The following is an 18,182-nucleotide window of genomic DNA, read 5'->3' on the forward strand; positions in this document are numbered from 1 at the left end:
TTGAGGGAGCCCCGACGAAGCGGAAGGTCAGACCGGCGCGGGGCGCAGCAGGATGTGGCCGGTGGCGGGAAACTCCTCGTTCCCGGCCAGCCGGCCCGTCTTCGTCTCCTGGAGCTGGAAGCCCTCGGCGAGGTACAGCGCGAGCGCCCCGTCGTTGCCCGCGAGGACGGTGGTCTCGACAGGCACGTCACCCGCCGCGGCGAGAGCGTGGCGAAGCAGCGCCCGGCCGTGACCCTGCCGGTAACACGAAGGGTCGACGTACAGCCAGGTGATCTCCCCGTCGGCCAGCGCCACGAAACCGACGACCTCGCCCGCCCGCACGGCCACCCACACCTCGCCGTCGAAGAGGCCCTCGCCCTCGGCGGTGTCGGCCAGGGACCGGAACGCGGCGACCCCGACCGAGCAGCGCAGCTCGTCCAGTCGGGCGGCGTCGTGGACGCGGGCGATCGCCGGCCAGTCGTCCGGGTGGTAGGCGCGGATGTCACGGTCGAGGGTCATGCGCGCCATCCTGCCCGCGTCCGCCGTCGAGGGCAGGTCAATTTCCGCCGTCGGACTCCGGCCGGCGGGGGTGACGTGCCCGGGCCGGTGAAAATGGTCGGCTACCGGGGCAACCGGCGGCACCGCCGGGCGCGTGTCCCCTGCGACCGTCACGGGGAGGTAGCAGGTGCCGGACGTCGACGGGTTCGACGAGTTCTACCGGGGCAGCCGGCAACGGCTGCTCGGCTTCGTCTACGCGCTCACCGGCGACCTCGCCGAGGCGCAGGACGCCGTGCAGGAGGCGTACATCCGGGCCTGGCAGCGCTGGTCGACGGTGAGCGGGTACGAGGAGCCGGAGGCGTGGGTGCGGGTCGTGGCGAGCCGAATCGCGGTCAGCCGGTGGCGCAGCCTGCGCAGCCGGGCCCGCGCCTACCTGCGGCACGGCGCCAACGAGAGCGTGCCCGGCCCGGACACCGCCACAGTGGAGGTGGTCACCGCACTGCGGCGGCTCCCCGAGGAACAGCGCACCGCCATCGCGCTCTACTACCTGATGGGCATGCCCGTCGCCGAGGTGGCCCGGCAGACGGCCGCCCCGGTGGGCACCGTGAAGGCCCGACTCTCCCGGGGGCGTGCCGCGCTCGCCGGGCTGCTCGCCGTCTCTGACCTGGAGGAGGCCGCCGATGCGTGACGAGCCGAGGTTCGTCGAACAACTGCACCGTGACCTGCGTGACGTCCGCTGGCCGGAGCCGGCGGAGATCCGCGCCCGGGCGCGCAGGCGCAGCAGGCGTACGTCGGTGCTGGCGGCCGTCGCGGTGCTCGTCGTGGCGTCAGGCTCCGCGTACGCGGTGAACGGGCGCCCGGTGCCGCCGGCCCCCCCGGCCGCCGTCACCGCCGGGTCGCCGGTCGCCGTCACGCCGGCGGAGATCCCGCAGGAGGCTCTGCTCAGGCCGGTGGACGTGCCGCTGAAGACCGGCGCGCTGCTCGGCGAGTCGGGACTGGCGGAACCGGTGCGGATCGACCCCGTGCTGGAGGCCTGCGGCCGGGAACGGGGCGTGCCGTCGGCGGCGCCCACCTCCCGCTACTCGCGCTCCCAGACCCTGCTTCGGCTCAAGGAGGACGCCACGGCGCGCGGCCCGGCGCTCACCCAGGACGTCTACCGGCTCGACCCGGGCCAGGGACGGTTGGTCTTCGGCATGGTCGGGCTGCTGCTCAACCCCTGCGCCGAGTGGCAGCTCGCCGGGTCCGCGTTCCTGGGCGGCCGACAGGTGGCCACGGTCGCCACGCACCGGTGGGAGACACCGGTCAGCGGCTTCGCCGGAGACCAGTCCGTGCTGCTGAGCCACGCGTCACTGGCCCCTCGTGACCCGCGCAGCGGCAAGGTGCTGGCCGCGGCCACGTCGGTCGAGGTCACCCTGCTGGTGCGGGTCGGCGACCTGGTGACCGTGATCGCCCTGAAGGGCGACGTCCTGCGGGACACGGTCGACGGCGCCCGGCCGCAGGGCCTGGGTTACGCCGACCTCACGACGCTGGGCGAGACGGCGGCACGCCGGCTGTGCCCGTGGGCGAACCCGGGCTGCTGAGCCGGCGCGGCCGGGGTCAGAGCGGGATGTTGCCGTGCTTCTTCGGGGGCAGGGTCTCGCGCTTGGTACGCAGCATCCGCAGCGCGCGGACGATCTGGGTGCGCGTCTCGTGCGGCGGGATGACGCTGTCCACGTAACCGCGCTCCGCCGCGATGTACGGGTTGGCGAGCGTGTCCTCGTACTCGGCGATCTTCTCCGCCCGCACGGCTGCCGGGTCCTCGGCGGCGGCCAGCTCCGAGCGGTAGAGGATGTTCACCGCACCCTGCGCGCCCATCACCGCGATCTGCGCGGTCGGCCACGCGAAGTTCAGGTCCGCGCCGAGGTGCTTGGAGCCCATCACGTCGTACGCCCCGCCGTACGCCTTGCGGGTGATCACGGTGACCTTCGGAACGGTGGCCTCGGCGTACGCGTAGATGAGCTTCGCGCCCCGGCGGATGATGCCGTCCCACTCCTGCCCGGTGCCCGGCAGGAAGCCGGGGACGTCCACGAAGGTCAGCACCGGGATGTTGAACGCGTCGCAGGTGCGTACGAACCGGGCGGCCTTCTCCGAGGCGGCGATGTCCAGGGTGCCGGCGAAGTGCATCGGCTGGTTCGCGACCACGCCCACCGGCCGGCCCTCGACGCGGCCGTAGCCGACGACCATGTTCTGCGCGTAGAGCGGCTGGACCTCCAGGAACTCGCCGTCGTCGAGGACGTGCTCGATGACCCGGTGCATGTCGTACGGCTGGTTCGCCGAGTCGGGGATCAGCGTGTCCAGTTCCCGGTCGGCGTCGGTCACGTCGGGGTCGGCGGGGGCGTCGAAGACCACCGGCTCGTCCAGGTTGTTCGACGGCAGGTACGACAGCAGCGCCTTGACGTAGTCGATCGCGTCCTGCTCGTCCGTGGCGAGGTAGTGCGCGTTGCCGCTGCGCGAGTTGTGCGTACGGGCGCCGCCCAGCTCCTCCATGCCGACGTCCTCGCCGGTGACCGTCTTGATGACGTCCGGGCCGGTGATGAACATGTGGGAGGTCTGGTCGACCATGACGGTGAAGTCGGTGACCGCCGGGGAGTAGACGGCGCCGCCCGCGCACGGGCCCATGATCAGGGAGATCTGCGGGATGACGCCGCTGGCCCGTACGTTGCGGAAGAAGATCTCGCCGTAGAGGCCGAGCGAGGCGACGCCCTCCTGGATGCGCGCGCCCCCGGAGTCGTTGATGCCGACGACCGGGCAGCCGATCTTCATGGCCAGGTCCATCACCTTGACGATCTTCTCGCCGAAGACCTCGCCGAGGGAGCCGCCGAAGACGGTGAAGTCCTGGGCGAAGACGCAGACCTGCCGGCCGTCGACGGTGCCGTAGCCGGTGATGACGCCGTCGCCGTACGGGCGGGTCTTCGCCAGCCCGAAGTTGGTGGACCGGTGCCGGGCCAGCTCGTCCAGCTCGACGAAGGAACCCTCGTCGAGGAGCATCTCGATGCGCTCGCGGGCGGTCTTCTTGCCCCTCGCGTGCTGCTTCTCGACCGCACGCGCCGACCCGGCGTGCACCGCCTCGTCGACCCGCCGCTCCAGGTCGGCCAGCTTGCCCGCGGTGCTGTGGATGTTGATCCCGGTCTCGGTAGTCACCCTGGGAATATAACGATGGTTCAGGCCGCCGCCGCTGTGCAGTTCGCCTCAGCCGGGCCGCGACGCCCCCGGCCGGCCGGACGGGGGCGGCCGTAGGCTGACGGGATGCCGGGCTCGCCGTACACCGATCTGGACCGCCCGCCGCTGTCGGCGGCGCGGCTGCGGCGGGCGCTGGTCGCCCCGCACGGACCCTGGGCCCGGCTGGAGCTGCGCGTCGAGACCGGCTCCACCAACGCGGACGTCGCCGAGGCGGCCCGGGCCGGCGAGCCGGAGGGTCTGGTGGTGGTCGCCGAGCGGCAGACGGCCGGGCGCGGCCGGCGCGGTCGGGTCTGGCAGTCGCCCGCCCGGGCCGGCATCGCCACCAGCGTGCTGCTCCGTCCCGGTGAGGCCGTCGCCGACCGCGACTGGCCGGCGGCACCCCAGACGGGGTACGGCTGGCTGCCGCTGCTCGCCGGCGTGGCCCTCATCGAGGCGGTCACCCGGCTGGCCGAGCTGGACGCGGGCCTGAAGTGGCCGAACGACCTGCTCGTCGGCGACGCGAAGTGCGCCGGCATCCTCGCCGAGGCGGTGCCGGGGGCCTCGCCGGCCCGGCCGCCCGCGATCGTGCTCGGTGTCGGCCTCAACGTCACGCTGCGCGCGGACGAGCTGCCGGAGAACCCGACGGGGCTGCCGGCGACCTCCCTGCAACTGGCCGGCGCGGCGGCCACCGACCGGGACCCGCTGCTGCGGGCGCTGCTGCGCGGGATCGCCGACTGGTACGCCGAGTGGCGCGCGGCGGGCGGCGACGCGGTCGCCTGCGGCCTGCGCGACGCCTACCTGGCCGCCTGCGCGACGGTCGACCGGCAGGTACGCGTGCTGCTGCCCGGCGGCGGGGAGGTGACCGGCACCGCGACCGGCGTGGACGCCGACGGCCAGCTGCTGGTCGCCACCTCCGCCGGCACCCGCGCCCTCGCGGCCGGCGACGTGCTGCACCTGCGCTGAATCCCGCAGACCGCCGCGCGGCTGATCCCCCGGCGACAGGGGAGCGGTTACGGTCAGCGCGTCCGTTTCTGCGAGGAGGTTCCCGTGGCGTTCCCCGATGACGTGCTCACCGAGGACGAGCATGTCGTACTGCACCTGCACCCGCACTGGAAGGCGCTGGTCCGGCCGGTCGCGGTGCTCGTGCTCGCCATCGCGGCGGTGGTGGCCGGTGTGGTCCTGCTGCCGTCCGGCGGGGGCGGCTCGATCGCGCTCGCCGTCATCGGTGGCCTGGCCCTGCTGGCGGTGCTGTGGCTGGCGCTGTGGCCGTTCCTGGTCTGGCGGACCACCCACTACCTCTTCACAGACGAGCGGGTGCTGCTCCAGCAGGGCGTGCTCTCCCGGGACCGGCGGGACATCCCGCTGACCCGGATCAACGACCACGCCATGAACCAGCGGTTCGTGGAGCGCCTGCTCGGCTGCGGGACGCTGACCATCGAGTCCGCCGGCGAGCGCGGCCAGTCGGTCCTGCACGACGTGCCGAAGGTCGGTCAGGTCCAGACCAAGCTCTACGAGCTGGTGGAGGCCCACCACGACAAGCACTCCCTGGGCGACTCCGAGATGCGCGACATCCTGGCGGACCTGCACGACGGCAAGCCCCTGCGCGACCCCACCGCCTGAGACCGGCGGCGGGCCCCGGCGCGGGTCAGCGGCGCGGCGGGCGGCGGGTGCTCGCCTGGAGCTCGGCGGCCAGCTCCGCTTCCAGTTCCCGGTCCAGCGAGCTGCCGAGGCCGGCGTCGAGCGGGGCGGGGCGCCCCTGGACCGGGGCCGCCGGGCCCGCCGCCGGCGCGGGGCCCGGGCCGGGCGCGACGCGTGGGACGCGCCGCCCGGCACCCGGTGGCGGCTCGGACTCCTCCAGCTCGGAGATCGACTCGGCCAGCTCGGCCACCGGGTCCATCTCGGCCATCGTGTCCCACTCGTCGCGCGGGATGCTGTGCCACGTGTCTGCCGCGTGGGCGGGTGCCGGTTGGAAGACGAACGTCCGGTAGGACCAGAAGCGGAACAGCGTCGCCAACAGCACGCCGCCGGTCTTCGCCACGTTGAGGGCGAGCAGGCTGGTCAGGCCCAGTCCGTACTTGGCGGCGGCCAGGACGCCCAGCTCGATGAGCAGGCCGGCCCCGTTGAAAAGGAAAAAGAGGACGTACTCGCGCCGCATGGCCGCTTTCGGGCGATCCCTGTACGTCCAGTGACGATTCATCAGATACGACGTGATGGTCGCCACCACGGTCGCGATGACCGTCGCCTTCAGCTGACCGTCGACGAAAACGGTCAGTGCGAGCGCGTTGAACACGGCGTAATTGATGACGGTGTTGACGCCGCCGACGATTCCGAACTTGAGCGCCTCGTGGATGAACTTCTGCCAGCGCTCAGGCAGCAGACGGACAAGACGCATGCGGAACACCTTAGGGCAGTGGGCGGGGCCGGCAGGCTCCGGCCGGGACGGGGTGGGCGGCAGGTCACGCCCGGTGGTCTCGGTCGTCCTTCTCTTCCGGAACGCTGGGAGTTCCCGCTTCGACGAAGACGAACCGTCGGTAGGACCAGAACCGGAACAGCGTCCCGAGGCCGGTCCCGACGATGAAGCTGGCGATGTTGTCGGCCAGCGGGGTCTGGAACACCGCCGGCCAGATGCTGCCCAGGCCGTAGCGGCTGATCGCGAGGCAGGCCACGGCGATCCCCAGGCCGACGCCGTTGAAGAAGAAGAACAGCGCGTACTCGCGGGCCGGGTTGGAGCGCTTGCGGTGCCGCCACGTCCAGAACCGGTTGCCGACGAAGGCGACGGTCGCCGCGATCACCGTCGAGATGGTCTTCGCGGTGACCTGCTCGACGCCCCGCACGCTCGTCAGGTAGTTGAAGAGCGCGAAGTCGATCAGGAAGGCGACCCCGCCCACGGTGGCGAACTTGCTCAGCTCGCGGACCAGATGGCCGAAACGGTCCACCAGCGAGTGGACCAGACCCGTGCGGGTCTGCCGGGAGCCGGGCTCCCCGGTCATCGTCGCGGCCACGACGCGAGCCTACCGGCTGGCGGCATCCCGCACGGGTAGCAACGACGGACCACCTGTCCGGGTGTGCGCCTGTGGACAGAGCGTAACGAGATCGACGGCGCGGCGGGGCGGTTCGGTGGGTTCCGTCGACGGGACGCCGCCGGCGGGCGTGTGAGGTTTCACCAGAGCATTTGCGTGAAACTGCGCGTGAAAGCGGGTATTAGCTCGTGATGCCGCAGCGTGACCGCAGCTTGTGCAGTTCTTCACAACCAGTCCCACTGACTGGTGACCTCACCCGGTTTACGCTGAGGCCAATCCCAGGTTTCCACGAAGGCGACGCATATGCGCCGTCAAGACTCGTGCATCCCATAGATCGGTCAGCGTCGACCACCAAGGAGATGTGTCATGGTTGCTCCGGCTACCGTTCGGGGTATCGATCAGGCCCCGACGTCCCACCCCAAACTGCTCGCCTGGGTCCGTGAGGTCGCTGAACTGACCACCCCCGACCGTGTCGTCTGGGTGGACGGGTCCGACGAGGAATGGCGTCGCCTCACCGACGAGCTGGTCGAGGCCGGCACCCTGATCCGACTCAACCCCGAGAAGAAGCCCAACTCGTTCTACGCGCGCACCGACCCGACGGACGTCGCCCGGGTCGAGGAGCGCACCTTCATCTGCTCCGTCGACGAGGCGGACGCCGGCCCCACCAACAACTGGATGGCGCCGGCCGAGATGAAGCGGACGATGACGGAGCTGTACCGCGGTTGCATGCGCGGGCGCACCATGTACGTCATCCCGTTCTGCATGGGCCCGGTCGAGGCCGAGAGCCCCATGTTCGGCGTCGAGATCACCGACAGCCCGTACGTGGTCGCCTCCATGCGCATCATGACCCGGATGGGCGCCACGGTCCTGGAGGCCATGGGCGACGACGCGGACTTCGTCCACGCGCTGCACTCCATCGGCGCGCCGCTCGCCCCCGGCCAGCAGGACGTGGCGTGGCCGTGCAACGAGACGAAGTACATCTCGCACTTCCCGGAGACCCGGGAGATCTGGTCCTTCGGCTCCGGCTACGGCGGCAACTCGCTGCTGGGCAAGAAGTGCTACTCGCTGCGGATCGCCAGCGTGATGGGCCGTGACGAGGGCTGGCTCGCCGAGCACATGCTGATCCTCAAGATCACCTCGCCGGAGGGCAAGGTCTACCACGTCGCCGGGGCCTTCCCGTCGGCCTGCGGCAAGACCAACCTGGCGATGCTGGAGCCGACCGTCCCGGGCTGGAAGGTCGAGACCATCGGCGACGACATCGCCTGGATGCGCTTCGGCCCCGACGGCCGCCTCTACGCGGTCAACCCCGAGTACGGCCTCTTCGGCGTCGCGCCCGGCACCGACTGGAAGACCAACGCCAACGCGATGCGGACGCTCGACCGCGGCAACTCGATCTTCACCAACGTGGCCCTGACCGACGACGGGGACATCTGGTGGGAGGGCATGGGCGAGCCGCCGGCGCACCTGGTCGACTGGAAGGGCAACGACTGGACGCCGGAGAGCGACAGCCTCTCCTCGCACGCGAACAGCCGGTTCTGCACCCCGATCACGCAGTGCCCGATCCTCGCCGAGGACTACTACGACCCGAACGGCGTGCCGATCGACGCGATCCTCTTCGGCGGTCGCCGCCGGGACACCATCCCGCTGGTGACCGAGGCCCGCGACTGGGTGCACGGCGTCTACATGGGCGCGACGCTCTCCTCGGAGACCACCGCCGCCGCCTCCGGCGCGGTCGGCGTCGTCCGCCGCGATCCGATGGCCATGCTGCCGTTCATCGGCTACCACGCCGGCGACTACTTCCGGCACTGGATCGAGATGGGCAAGGGCACCGACGGCGACGAGTCCAAGCTGCCGAAGATCTACTACGTCAACTGGTTCCGCAAGGACCCGGAGGGCAACTTCCTCTGGCCCGGCTTCGGCGAGAACTCCCGCGTCCTCAAGTGGATCATCGAGCGGATCGAGGGGCGCGCCGACGCGGTGGAGACCCCGATCGGCATGGTCCCGGCCCAGGACGCGCTCGACGTCGAGGGCCTGGACATGACCCCGGAGGACGTCCGGATCGCGCTGAAGGTCGACGCGGAGGAGTGGCGCAAGGAACTCCCGATGGTCACCGAGTGGTTCGAGAAGTTCGGCGACAAGCTGCCCGGCGTGCTCTGGGCCGAGCTGGACGCGCTGCGCGCCCGGCTCGACGCGGCGCCGCAGCGCTGACGACAGGTGTGACCGACGCCCCGAGCGGGCATCATCGGTTCCCATGAGGACGGCCGCCGCGACCGAGGTCCGGCGGCCGTCCGCCGTCCGGGCGCTGACCACGCTGCTCGCGCTGACCGCGGCGGCCACCGTCGTGGTCGAGTTGCTCAACTGGTGGTACGCCCCGGAGCAGGGCTTCGGGCTGGCGGTACGGACGGGCTGGGCGATGCTGCGCTCGCTCGGCTTCCTGCTGCTGATCGGGCACGTCCGTCGGGGCCGGCGGGTGGCCCGGCCGTTCGGGCTGATCCTGGCGGTGACCACGGTCTTCGCGGTGGGCCGGCTGATCGTGCCCCGCCAGGGCGTGCCGCCGCTGCCGGGGTTGCTCGGCTTCGCCCTGCTCACCGTGCTCTGCGCCGCCGTGGTCTGGCTGCTCTACCGCTCGCCAGCCGTGTCCGGGCACCTGGTCCGCCACCGGCCCCGGCTGGTCATCGACCGCGAGGGCATCTCCTGGCGGGAGACCCCGCCCCGCCGGCCGGAGGTCAGCGGTTGGCTGCTCACCAGCCGGGTCGCGGCGTTCACGTACAGCCCGCTCATGCTGGTCCCGGCCCTGGTCGCCGGCGGCGCGGTGCTGGACGACCGGCTGACCGCCGTGCCCGCCGTGCTGTTCTGGTTCGCCGCCGGAATCGTGACCAGCTACGCGGTGCTCTTCTGCACCGCCTTCCTCATGCGCGGCAAGGGCTGGGCGCGCACGCTGCTGGTGGCCGTCACCGCGATCGTGCTCGCCGTCGACCTGCCGCTGTGCTGGTGGCTGCTTGGCCCGGACGGGCTGGTCCGCGACGGCGGCCCGCTGGTGGCCGCCGCCGCGCTGACGTTCTACGGCCTCTGGCGCGCCACCCGCGCCGAACGGGCCGCCCGGCCGGCCCAGGGCGTCGCCGGTCACCCTCGAAGCAGCGCGGGGTGACCGGGCGCCGTAGGGCCCAACCAGGAGACCAGTAGGCCGTCCCCACCAGCCGGAGACGGTGTCCCCCGCGTGCACTGTCGAGCTGCCCCGTCCATGGGACCACCTGCGAACCGCCGGCTCCCGCCCCGTCCTCGCCCTGCCCCGTTCCCGCCCGGCCGCGCCCCCTTCCCGCCCGGCCCCGCTCCGGTCCGCCCCGTCCGTGCGGGCAGCTCGACAGCGTCCGCGCACATGGATGTCCGCGTCGCCGCGTCCGGGAAGAGCGGCTCCTGCCGGGTGACCGAATGCGGCACCCACGGGGCTTACGCGCTGCTGACGCGGGTCCGGGCTGCTCAGGCGGGTGCGGGCCGCCGATTCGGGTGCGGGCTGCTCAGGCGGGTGCGGGCCGCCGATTCGGGTGCGGGCTGCTGAGGCGGATGCGGGCCGCCGGTGCGGGTCCGGGCCGCCTGTGTGGGTGCCTGCCGCGTCGGCGCGGTCCGCAGCACTGGTGCGGGTGGCGCCTGGACGGCCGCGCCGACGTGCCGGGCGGGTTTCGGCGCTGCGCGGGTCTGCGGCGGCAGGATGACCGTAGGAGCCGGACCGGCGGTGGGAGGCGACGCGGTGGGCGACGAGTCCGTGGGCGACGAGTTCGACGTGGTGGTGGTCGGGGCCGGTCCGGCGGGGTCGGCCGCGGCGCTGGCGGCCCGGCGGGCGGGGGCGAGCGTACTGCTGCTGGACCGGAGCGACTTTCCCCGGGACAAGGCGTGCGGGGACGGCATCGCCGCGCACGCGCTGGACGTACTGGACGAGCTGGGGGTGACCGACGCGGTGGCCGGGTACGCGCCCCTGCCGGCGCTCCGGCTGGTCGGCCCGGGTGGCGGCACCGTGGCGCGGGCGCTGCCACGGCCCGCGTACACCGTGCCCCGGAAGGTCTTCGACGCCCGGCTGGTGGCGGCGGCGGTCGCGGCCGGCGCGCGGCTGCGCCGGCACGCGGTGCGGCACGTCGAGGTCCGGGACGACCGGGTGGTGCTCGACGGCGGGCTGGCGGCGCGGGCGGTGGTCGGCGCGGACGGCGCGGGGTCCGTCCTCCGGCGGGCGCTGGGCCACCGGCCGAATCCCGACCGGCACCTGGCGCTCGCCATCCGGGGGTACGCGCCAGCGCCGACCGGCCCGCCCGAACAGCTCATCGTCACCTCGGCGCCGCGCTGGCCGGCGTACGCCTGGTCGTTCCCGATCGGGAACGGTCGGGCGAACGTCGGGTACGGGGAGGTGCTGCGGGGCGAGCCGCTGAGCCGGGCGCACCTGGTCGACCGGCTCGGCACGCTGCTGCCCGGCACGGACCCGGCCACGGTCACCGACCTGCGCGCCCACCACCTGCCGCTGTCGACGCACCGCCCCGCCCCGGGGCAGGGGCGGCTGGTGCTCGCCGGCGACGCGCTCTCCCTGATCAACCCGTTCACCGGGGAGGGCATCTTCTACGCGCTGCTCTCCGGGGCGCTCGCCGGGGCGGCTGCCGCCGGCTCGCCCGAGCAGGCCGCCCGGCGGTACGCGGCGACGCTGCGCCGTCGCCTCGGCACCCACCTGCGGCACAGCTCGGTCGCGGCGTGGCTGGCCCGGCGCCGGCAGGTGGTCGACGCGGCGGTCCGCGCGGCCCGCCGGGACGACCGGGTCTACCGGACGGTGGTCGAGTTGGGGCTGGGCGACGGGCGGCTCGACGCCCGGACCCTCGGCATGATCGGCATCGGTCTGTCGGCGCGGGAGCGCATTCCGAGGCGGTGATCCGGGGCGTGGGTCGCTACGCTGCAAGGTGATGACTCTGCGGGACCTGATCTACTCGGTGTACGAGCGTCGCCTGACGGCGAAGCTCGCGGGCAAGCCGGTGCCCCGGCACGTCGGCGTGATGTGCGACGGCAACCGTCGTTGGGCCCGGGAGATGGGCTACGTCGACCCGAACGACGGGCACCGCATGGGCGCCGTCAAGATCAAGCACATGCTGGGCTGGTGCAACCAGGCCGGCATCGGGCACGTGACGCTCTATCTCCTCGCCACCGACAACCTGCGCCGACCGGCCAAGGAACTCGACCCGCTGCTCCAGATCATCGAGGACCTGGTGGTCGAGTTGGCCGAGGAGGGCAACCCCTGGCGGCTGCGGATGGTCGGCGCGCTCGACCTGCTGCCCGCCTCCACCGCCGCCGCGCTGAAGGCCGCCGAGGAACGCACGCGGGACCGCAGCGGCGGGGCCGAGGTCAACATCGCGGTGGGCTACGGCGGCCGACGGGAGATCACCGACGCGGTGCGCTCGCTGCTGCTGGAGTACGCCGCCACCGGCGGCACCATCGAGGAACTGGCCGAGGTGCTGGACGTCGAGCACATCGCCGAGCACCTCTACACCCGGGGGCAGCCCGACCCCGACCTGGTCATCCGGACCAGCGGCGAGCAGCGCCTCTCCGGCTTCATGCTGTGGCAGTCGGCGCACTCGGAGTTCTACTTCTGCGAGTTGAACTGGCCCGACTTCCGGCACATCGACTTCCTGCGCGCCCTGCGCTCCTACGCCAACCGCCAACGCCGCTACGGCGCCTGACCGCCCCGCAGCGCCGTCGCCGGTCGGCCCCGCAGCGCCCTCGCCCGGTCGGCCCCGCAGCGCGCGTCGCCGGGGCGGGCCCGCGCGCGTGTCACCCCCGGCCGGCGCGGGCGCGTCAGGTGAGGTGCCGGGTGGCGTCGGTGAGGAAGTCGCCGAGGGCGGCGGGGCTGTCCAGGGTCAGGTCGGCGGCCTCCGCGACCTCGTGACCCGTCTCCGGGTTGGCGACGGCGACGCAGACGCCGAAGAAGTGCGGATCGGCGGCGGCCCGGGCCCGCAGCGCGGCGAACGCCTTGATGTCGGAGACGTCGTCGCCGAAGTACCAGGCGCCCTCGGCGTCCCGGACGATCTCGTCGATCACCATGCCCTTGTCGCGGTCGACCGGCGGCTTGAGCTCCAGCACCATGCGCCCGGCCTGGACCTTGAGCCCGAGCCGCTCGGCCTGGGCCCGACCCCACCGCTCCACGTCCGCGCCGAGCTGCGGCGCGGTGCGCCAGTGCAGCGCCACGGAGAGCCGCTTGTACTCCACCAGGGTGCCCTCGGGCAGCTCGGCCCGGGCCAGGTCGTTCAGCTCGGCCATGGTGGGCACCCAGGGCAGGGCCGCAGGCTCCGTCACGGTCTCGCCGCCGGAGTGGCTGTGCTCCAGGCCGTAGAGGCCGTAGAGGTCGACGCCGGAAAGGCCGCCGAGGTGGTCGCGGAGGAAGTCGACCGGGCGCGCGGAGACGATCGCGACGCGCCGGACCACCGGGGCGAGCGCTTCGATCGCAGCCAGCACCTTCGGGGCGGGGCGGACGGCGGTGGGATCGTCGTCGACCGGCGCCAGGGTGCCGTCGAAGTCGAAGAAGAGCACGGTCCCGGCCGACCGACCGGCGGTCGTCCGCCAGGCCTGCTCGGCGTCCAACGGGGTCCTCGGCTGCTGGTTGCCCAGATTCAACGGCGGCACGCGCGACAGCGTACCCCGGGCGGGACGGCTCAATCCCCGCCCGAGCGGTGGCTGCCGGCCGGCGCCCCACAGGCGTGCGGTCGGTGCGCGGCGGGCCCGACGGTCAGCGTTCGGCGGCTCCCCGTCCCCGCCGGCCGAACGGCACGACGGCGGCATCCTGGCCGTGGCTGAGCAGGTAGCCCTCGACGAATCCGCTGTTGCGGTCGCCGGTGCGCTCCTCGATCTCCTTCAGCCGGCCGACGAGGAAGTCGGTCAGGGCGCTGACCCGGTTGTCGAGCCGGTCGTGCAGCTCGGCGACCACGGCCACGATCACCGCGGTGCTGGCGGAGGTGAGCGCGAGGAGGTTGACGAGCAGGGGAAGCTGCCCGCCGTTGACCGCCAGGGTCACGACGTTTCCGGTCACGCCCAGTGTCAGCGACACGGTGGCGATCACGACTGCCATCCACTTTAGGGTCATGGACAGACCCCTCCTTCTGTCCCGCAGGGCTGGGTTCGGCCTTGTCCCGTCCCCCCGCCGACGACGAGCCCAAGCAGTACGAATACGGACGCTAGCGCGCCCGTTCCGGCCCCGGAGCGAAACGAATGAGTCTGACCTGCCGTTCTTTCGCCATCTGAGGAACTAGCCGGCCTGTTTCCCTCGTTTTCGGACATCGACCGGGAGGGTGGGCCGGTACGCGAGGTATCTGATGGTTTCCCGGATGTGGAACTTCTCCGCGTCGGAGACGTCGGGGTCCACGAGCCGCCGCAGCAGCGCCTCCACGTCCGGGTCCATCGGCGGCGGGGTCGGTGCGCTGCGGGGGGCGGACGTCCGTTCCCAGCCCAGCGCCGCGAAGGCGGTCGCGGGGCTGAGCCCGAGGCCCTCACAGAACGCGACCACGCGCTCCGCCTCCGGGTCGCTCGCCCAGTCGCCCCGGACCCAGCGGTTGATCGTCTGCCGGGAGACGCCGGTGCGACGGGACACCTCGGTGCCGCTCCACGCCCGGGTGGCCCGGGCCTCGTCGAGCGCCCGCCGGACGAAGGTGGCGAAGGCGATCTTCCGTGCGTTGGCCGTCTCGGTCACCTGGTGACGGTACGACCATCCGGCCACCGGTGCGTGTCCTGGCACGCTGTTGTCACGCGGACGTGACGTGGTCGTCGACGTGCCGGTAAACGATCCGGCACCGCTCCTGAGGGGTGTCACCTGGGCAGAATAGATGCCCGTAGAGGTCGCCGTAAACGGACGAAAAGCTGATACTGTCACGTCCATGGGACAATCTACGGTGTGTCACGTGCATGAGACGATCGGTGCTCACATGTGTCACGCCCCCGGCGCGAGGGGGGCGTGGTGACCGAGCTAGCCACCCGGGCCCAGGCCTTCGGCCTGATCGCGGAGGGGGTGGCCACGGGCCTGAGCGCGCCATGGCGGCTCTACCTCGCCAGAGGCTGCCGCTACCTGTCGCTCAGCGTCGGCGACCGCACCGAGTGGGACGCCTGGCGTACCCACCTCGGCTGCCCCGAGGTCAGCGTCCGGGTGTACGACGCCGGCGGGGAGATCCGTCGCTCCTCGGTGGCCGAGGTCGTCCTGGACGGCTGCCGGATCAGCGTCGAGCTGGTCGAGGAGGTCAGCACCGACGACCTCGACCGCCTGCTCGTCGCCGAGCCCACGCACACCGAGCCGGAGGAGCGATGACCCGGGACCCACGGCGCACCGGAGCCGCCGGATGAGCCCCTTCCTCGCCGTCTTCCTCGTACTCGTGCTCGGTGCCACGAGCTACGCGGCCGGGCGGCTGCACGGTCAGCTCAGCTACCGGATCGGCTACCGGTTCGGCTACCGGCAGGGCTACTTCGACGGCGACCGGGGGGCGTGGAACCGGCGTCGCCGCGACGCCCAGGCCGCCATCGCGTCGGCCCTGGCCGGCCCGTCGCCCGTGACCACCGCCCGGGTCACCGGCACGGTGGTCCGGCCCGGCACCACGTACACCGGCTCGTCGTTCTCGGCGCCGGTCGCCCCGGTCACCGGGCGGCACCCGACCGGCACCCTGGTCCGGCGGACCGGTTGAGCCCGGTCGACGGGGAGCCCGAGGCCCCGTCGACCGGAACGGGCGCGGTGCGTCGTCCGCGGCGGACACGCACCGTCGGGGCCACGTCAGACCGGTGACGGTGGTCCCACCGGCCGGGATGCGCGCAGGGGGCATGCATCCCGGCCGGTTCCGCCGCCGGCCGAGTTCACCCGCCGGTCCCCGGAGATCCACCGTCGACCTCTAGCCGACGGGGTCCGACGCGGCTAGCGTCTAGGCATGGCGCGGGGTTCTCCCGGGCCAGCCGGTCCGCCCGGATCTGCGACCTCGCGCACGGGGTTCCGCATCCGACCCCGTGTCCCCGGGCACCGGAGGAGGCGGAACACGGGTGGCGGGTGCCCATCCGTCGGAGCAGGCCTGTGACGACTCGCCGTACGCCCGCCGGGACCGACCAGACCCCGGCCGCGACTGCCACGACCCGCCGCGCCACCCGGAGCCGCCGCAGCGCGTCCGCCGCTCCGGTCGGCAACGAGGAGCCCCGACCAGCAGGCCAGGCGTTCGTCCTGGACACCTCGGTGCTCCTGTCCGACCCGGCGGCCTTCCACCGCTTCGCCGAGCACGAGGTGGTCCTGCCCCTCGTGGTCATCTCCGAGCTGGAGGGCAAGCGGCACCACCCGGAGCTGGGCTGGTTCGCCCGGCAGTCCCTGCGCATGCTGGACGAGCTGCGGGTCCGGCACGGGCGGCTGGACCGCCCGGTGCCCGCCAACGACTCCGGCGGCACGCTGCGGGTGGAGCTCAACCACTCCGACGGCGGCGTGCTGCCGCCGGGGTTCCGCACCGACTCCAACGACGCCCGGATCCTCTCCGTCGCGCTCAACCTCGCCGCCGAGGGGCGGGAGGTCACCCTGGTCAGCAAGGACATGCCGCTGCGGGTCAAGGCCGCCTCGGTGGGCCTGCGGGCGGACGAGTACCGGCACGGCCAGGCCAGCGACCCGACGTGGACGGGAATGGCCGAACTGGAGCTGACGGAGGAGCAGATCGGCCGGCTCTACGCGGGCGATGCGCTCGACGTGGACGCCGCCGCCGGGCTGCCGTGCCACACCGGCCTGGTGCTGCACTCGGGCCGGGGCTCGGCGCTCGGCCGGGTGCTGCCCGACAAGACCGTACGGCTGGTCCGGGGCGACCGGGAGGCGTTCGGGCTGCACGGCCGCTCGGCTGAGCAGCGGATCGCGCTGGACCTGCTGCTGGACGAGTCGGTCGGCATCGTCTCGCTGGGCGGGCGGGCCGGCACCGGCAAGTCGGCGCTGGCGCTGTGCGCCGGGCTGGAGGCGGTGATGGAACGCCGCCGCCACAAGAAGGTGGTCGTCTTCCGCCCGCTCTACGCCGTCGGCGGCCAGGAGCTGGGCTATCTGCCCGGTTCGGAGTCGGAGAAGATGTCGCCCTGGGCGCAGGCGGTCTTCGACACCCTGGGCGCGGTGGTGCACGAGAACGTGCTGGAGGAGGTCACCTCGCGGGGTCTGCTGGAGGTGCTGCCGCTGACGCACATCCGGGGCCGCAGCCTGCACGACGCGTTCGTGATCGTGGACGAGGCGCAGTCGCTGGAGCGGGGCGTGCTGCTCACGGTGCTCTCCCGCATCGGCCAGGGCTCCCGCGTGGTGCTCACCCACGACGTCGCCCAGCGGGACAATCTGCGCGTCGGGCGGCACGACGGGGTGACCGCGGTGATCGAGGCGCTCAAGGGCCATCCGCTCTTCGCCCACGTCACCCTCAGCCGTTCGGAGCGTTCGCCGATCGCCGCGATGGTGACGGATCTGCTGGAGGACATCCCGCAATGATGGTCCTTATGTAGGGGTTTGTCCGCATTCTCTTTGTGGTGCAGATCACAATTGAGGCTCGTGGTTTCCCAACAGTCCCACTGTGCGCGATGGTGTCCCACGAGCGCCCACGTACCGAGAAGATCGTTGGTGATCGTTCGTCACAGGACGCGCCAGCATCCACCGGGTACGTCGGCTGCGACCGACACCGGGTCGGGGCGCTCGCGACGCGGACGCATCCCACCCGGGGTGCCGCCCCGCGCCGTGTCCTTGAACCCGACGAAGGGACCACTTCGTGAGTCGGCTGTGGAGCCGGTTCGGCGCCCGTACGGCCGCTGTCGCGCTGCTCTCCGTGGGCGTCGCTGGCGGTGTCTACCTGGGCGAAGACCGACAGACCCAGCAGCAGGGCCTGACCGCGCAGGTCAGCGCCGCTGTCGAGCAGGCCGAGTTCGAGTACCAGCACGAGCGGCAGGCCAGCCACCAGGTGCAGTCCGCGAAGCAGCGGGCCGCCGAGTACCAGGCGAAGCTGCGCGCCGCCGCCGCGGCCAAGGAGGCCGCCAAGCGCGCCCGCGAGGCCGAGGCCGCCGCCGCGTCGCGCAAGAAGGCGCGCGAGGCAGCCGCCAAGGCCGCGGCCGAGAAGGCCGCCGAGAGCAAGCCGTACGACGGGCCGATCCCGGCGTCCTGCGCCGAGTTCAGCGGCAACCGCGAGGTCGGCTGCGCGCTGATGGTCAAGGCGGGCTTCGGGATGGACCAGTTCCCCTGCCTCAACAAGCTCTGGGACAAGGAGAGCGGCTGGAACCACAAGGCCCGCAACCCCTCGTCCGGGGCGTACGGCATCCCGCAGGCGCTGCCCGGCAGCAAGATGGGCTCCGTCGCCGACGACTGGCAGACCAACCCCACGACCCAGATCAAGTGGGGCCTCGGCTACATCGAGGGCCGCTACGGTTCGCCCTGCAAGGCCTGGGCGCACTCGCAGGACGTGGGCTGGTACTGACCGATCCTCCGAGGGCGGGGTGTGTGGGCGTCCACAC

At 72.7% G+C, this 18,182-nt stretch carries 19 protein-coding genes; 12 read left to right on the forward strand and 7 right to left on the reverse strand.

The features are described 5' to 3' along the window. Positions 1-27 precede the first annotated feature (27 nt). Positions 28-498, reverse strand: a complete 471-nt coding sequence (locus CLT72_RS27040) for a GNAT family N-acetyltransferase (RefSeq protein WP_250101527.1) — start codon at positions 496-498, stop codon at positions 28-30. Between the two features lie 166 nt (positions 499-664). Here CLT72_RS27040 and CLT72_RS27045 point away from each other — a divergent pair, with 166 nt between their 5' ends. Both CLT72_RS27045 and CLT72_RS27050 read left to right on the forward strand, forming a co-directional pair. Beyond that, positions 665-1,165, forward strand: a complete 501-nt coding sequence (locus CLT72_RS27045) for an RNA polymerase sigma factor (RefSeq protein ID WP_089002013.1) — start codon at positions 665-667, stop codon at positions 1,163-1,165. After that, a complete protein-coding gene (locus CLT72_RS27050) occupies positions 1,158-2,057 on the forward strand; it encodes a hypothetical protein (protein WP_101414162.1) in 900 nt (299 codons plus the stop codon). Before CLT72_RS27045 ends, CLT72_RS27050 begins: the two co-directional genes overlap by 8 nt. A gap of 16 nt (positions 2,058-2,073) precedes the next feature. On the opposite strand, the gene CLT72_RS27055 is transcribed toward CLT72_RS27050, so the two are convergent. Next, positions 2,074-3,657 carry an acyl-CoA carboxylase subunit beta gene (locus CLT72_RS27055; RefSeq protein ID WP_101414163.1) on the reverse strand — a complete coding sequence of 528 codons (1,584 nt, stop codon included), beginning with the start codon at positions 3,655-3,657 and terminating at the stop codon, positions 2,074-2,076. Positions 3,658-3,762: 105 nt separating this feature from the next. Here CLT72_RS27055 and CLT72_RS27060 point away from each other — a divergent pair, with 105 nt between their 5' ends. Continuing rightward, on the forward strand, positions 3,763-4,638 hold the full coding sequence (locus tag CLT72_RS27060; protein ID WP_101414164.1) for a biotin--[acetyl-CoA-carboxylase] ligase: 876 nt from the start codon (positions 3,763-3,765) through the stop codon (positions 4,636-4,638). An 84-nt stretch (positions 4,639-4,722) separates the two neighbouring features. Further along, complete coding sequence (locus CLT72_RS27065) at positions 4,723-5,295, forward strand: PH domain-containing protein (RefSeq protein ID WP_089002009.1); 573 nt, start codon at positions 4,723-4,725, stop codon at positions 5,293-5,295. Between the two features lie 25 nt (positions 5,296-5,320). On the opposite strand, the gene CLT72_RS27070 is transcribed toward CLT72_RS27065, so the two are convergent. Together CLT72_RS27070 and CLT72_RS27075 are read right to left on the reverse strand one after the other, a co-directional pair. Next, entirely contained in the window at positions 5,321-6,067 is a 747-nt protein-coding gene (locus CLT72_RS27070; protein ID WP_101414165.1) for a GtrA family protein, read from the reverse strand. Positions 6,068-6,131: 64 nt separating this feature from the next. Further along, on the reverse strand, positions 6,132-6,665 hold the full coding sequence (locus CLT72_RS27075; protein ID WP_101414166.1) for a GtrA family protein: 534 nt from the start codon (positions 6,663-6,665) through the stop codon (positions 6,132-6,134). Between the two features lie 396 nt (positions 6,666-7,061). On the opposite strand from CLT72_RS27075, the gene CLT72_RS27080 reads away from it, so the two are divergent. The 4 genes from CLT72_RS27080 to CLT72_RS27095 all read left to right on the forward strand — a co-directional run bounded on the left by CLT72_RS27080 (position 7,062) and on the right by CLT72_RS27095 (position 12,400). Beyond that, positions 7,062-8,903, forward strand: coding sequence for a phosphoenolpyruvate carboxykinase (GTP) (locus CLT72_RS27080; RefSeq protein ID WP_101414167.1), 1,842 nt, complete (start codon positions 7,062-7,064; stop codon positions 8,901-8,903). A 43-nt stretch (positions 8,904-8,946) separates the two neighbouring features. After that, positions 8,947-9,843 carry a hypothetical protein gene (locus CLT72_RS27085; RefSeq protein ID WP_101414168.1) on the forward strand — a complete coding sequence of 299 codons (897 nt, stop codon included), beginning with the start codon at positions 8,947-8,949 and terminating at the stop codon, positions 9,841-9,843. Positions 9,844-10,401: 558 nt separating this feature from the next. Then, a complete protein-coding gene (locus CLT72_RS27090; protein WP_101414169.1) occupies positions 10,402-11,598 on the forward strand; it encodes a geranylgeranyl reductase family protein in 1,197 nt (398 codons plus the stop codon). Positions 11,599-11,629: 31 nt separating this feature from the next. Further along, complete coding sequence (locus CLT72_RS27095; RefSeq protein WP_089002005.1) at positions 11,630-12,400, forward strand: isoprenyl transferase; 771 nt, start codon at positions 11,630-11,632, stop codon at positions 12,398-12,400. A 115-nt stretch (positions 12,401-12,515) separates the two neighbouring features. Here CLT72_RS27095 and otsB read toward each other — a convergent pair whose 3' ends face one another. The 3 genes from otsB to CLT72_RS27110 form a co-directional block, all read right to left on the reverse strand. Then, positions 12,516-13,340 (reverse strand): trehalose-phosphatase, encoded by an 825-nt coding sequence (otsB, locus tag CLT72_RS27100; protein ID WP_089002004.1) that lies wholly within the window; start codon positions 13,338-13,340, stop codon positions 12,516-12,518. 103 nt (positions 13,341-13,443) lie between these two features. Further along, complete coding sequence (locus CLT72_RS27105; RefSeq protein ID WP_101414170.1) at positions 13,444-13,797, reverse strand: hypothetical protein; 354 nt, start codon at positions 13,795-13,797, stop codon at positions 13,444-13,446. A gap of 162 nt (positions 13,798-13,959) precedes the next feature. Further along, a complete protein-coding gene (locus tag CLT72_RS27110) occupies positions 13,960-14,400 on the reverse strand; it encodes an XRE family transcriptional regulator (RefSeq protein WP_101414171.1) in 441 nt (146 codons plus the stop codon). A gap of 264 nt (positions 14,401-14,664) precedes the next feature. On the opposite strand from CLT72_RS27110, the gene CLT72_RS27115 reads away from it, so the two are divergent. The 4 genes from CLT72_RS27115 (at position 14,665) to CLT72_RS27130 (ending at position 18,145) form a co-directional block, all read left to right on the forward strand. After that, positions 14,665-15,009, forward strand: coding sequence for a hypothetical protein (locus CLT72_RS27115; protein WP_101415412.1), 345 nt, complete (start codon positions 14,665-14,667; stop codon positions 15,007-15,009). Between the two features lie 31 nt (positions 15,010-15,040). Further along, positions 15,041-15,379, forward strand: a complete 339-nt coding sequence (locus tag CLT72_RS27120) for a hypothetical protein (protein WP_101414172.1) — start codon at positions 15,041-15,043, stop codon at positions 15,377-15,379. 377 nt (positions 15,380-15,756) lie between these two features. Then, complete coding sequence (phoH2, locus tag CLT72_RS27125; RefSeq protein ID WP_101414173.1) at positions 15,757-17,172, forward strand: RNA 5'-3' helicase PhoH2; 1,416 nt, start codon at positions 15,757-15,759, stop codon at positions 17,170-17,172. Positions 17,173-17,446: 274 nt separating this feature from the next. Next, entirely contained in the window at positions 17,447-18,145 is a 699-nt protein-coding gene (locus CLT72_RS27130) for an aggregation-promoting factor C-terminal-like domain-containing protein (RefSeq protein WP_101414174.1), read from the forward strand. Positions 18,146-18,182: the final 37 nt, after the last annotated feature.

It is taken from the genome of Micromonospora sp. CNZ309 (assembly GCF_002846525.1).

Coding starts and splice junctions, on each gene's coding strand:
- CLT72_RS27080 (WP_101414167.1), top strand. CDS start 7,062: ATGGTTGCTCCGGCTACCGTTCGGGGTATCGATCAGGCCCCGACGTCC.
- CLT72_RS27090 (WP_101414169.1), top strand. CDS start 10,402: ATGACCGTAGGAGCCGGACCGGCGGTGGGAGGCGACGCGGTGGGCGAC.
- CLT72_RS27120 (WP_101414172.1), top strand. CDS start 15,041: ATGAGCCCCTTCCTCGCCGTCTTCCTCGTACTCGTGCTCGGTGCCACG.
- CLT72_RS27085 (WP_101414168.1), top strand. CDS start 8,947: ATGAGGACGGCCGCCGCGACCGAGGTCCGGCGGCCGTCCGCCGTCCGG.
- CLT72_RS27050 (WP_101414162.1), top strand. CDS start 1,158: ATGCGTGACGAGCCGAGGTTCGTCGAACAACTGCACCGTGACCTGCGT.
- CLT72_RS27105 (WP_101414170.1), bottom strand. CDS start 13,797: ATGACCCTAAAGTGGATGGCAGTCGTGATCGCCACCGTGTCGCTGACA.
- CLT72_RS27095 (WP_089002005.1), top strand. CDS start 11,630: ATGACTCTGCGGGACCTGATCTACTCGGTGTACGAGCGTCGCCTGACG.
- CLT72_RS27040 (WP_250101527.1), bottom strand. CDS start 498: ATGACCCTCGACCGTGACATCCGCGCCTACCACCCGGACGACTGGCCG.
- CLT72_RS27070 (WP_101414165.1), bottom strand. CDS start 6,067: ATGCGTCTTGTCCGTCTGCTGCCTGAGCGCTGGCAGAAGTTCATCCAC.
- CLT72_RS27060 (WP_101414164.1), top strand. CDS start 3,763: ATGCCGGGCTCGCCGTACACCGATCTGGACCGCCCGCCGCTGTCGGCG.
- CLT72_RS27075 (WP_101414166.1), bottom strand. CDS start 6,665: ATGACCGGGGAGCCCGGCTCCCGGCAGACCCGCACGGGTCTGGTCCAC.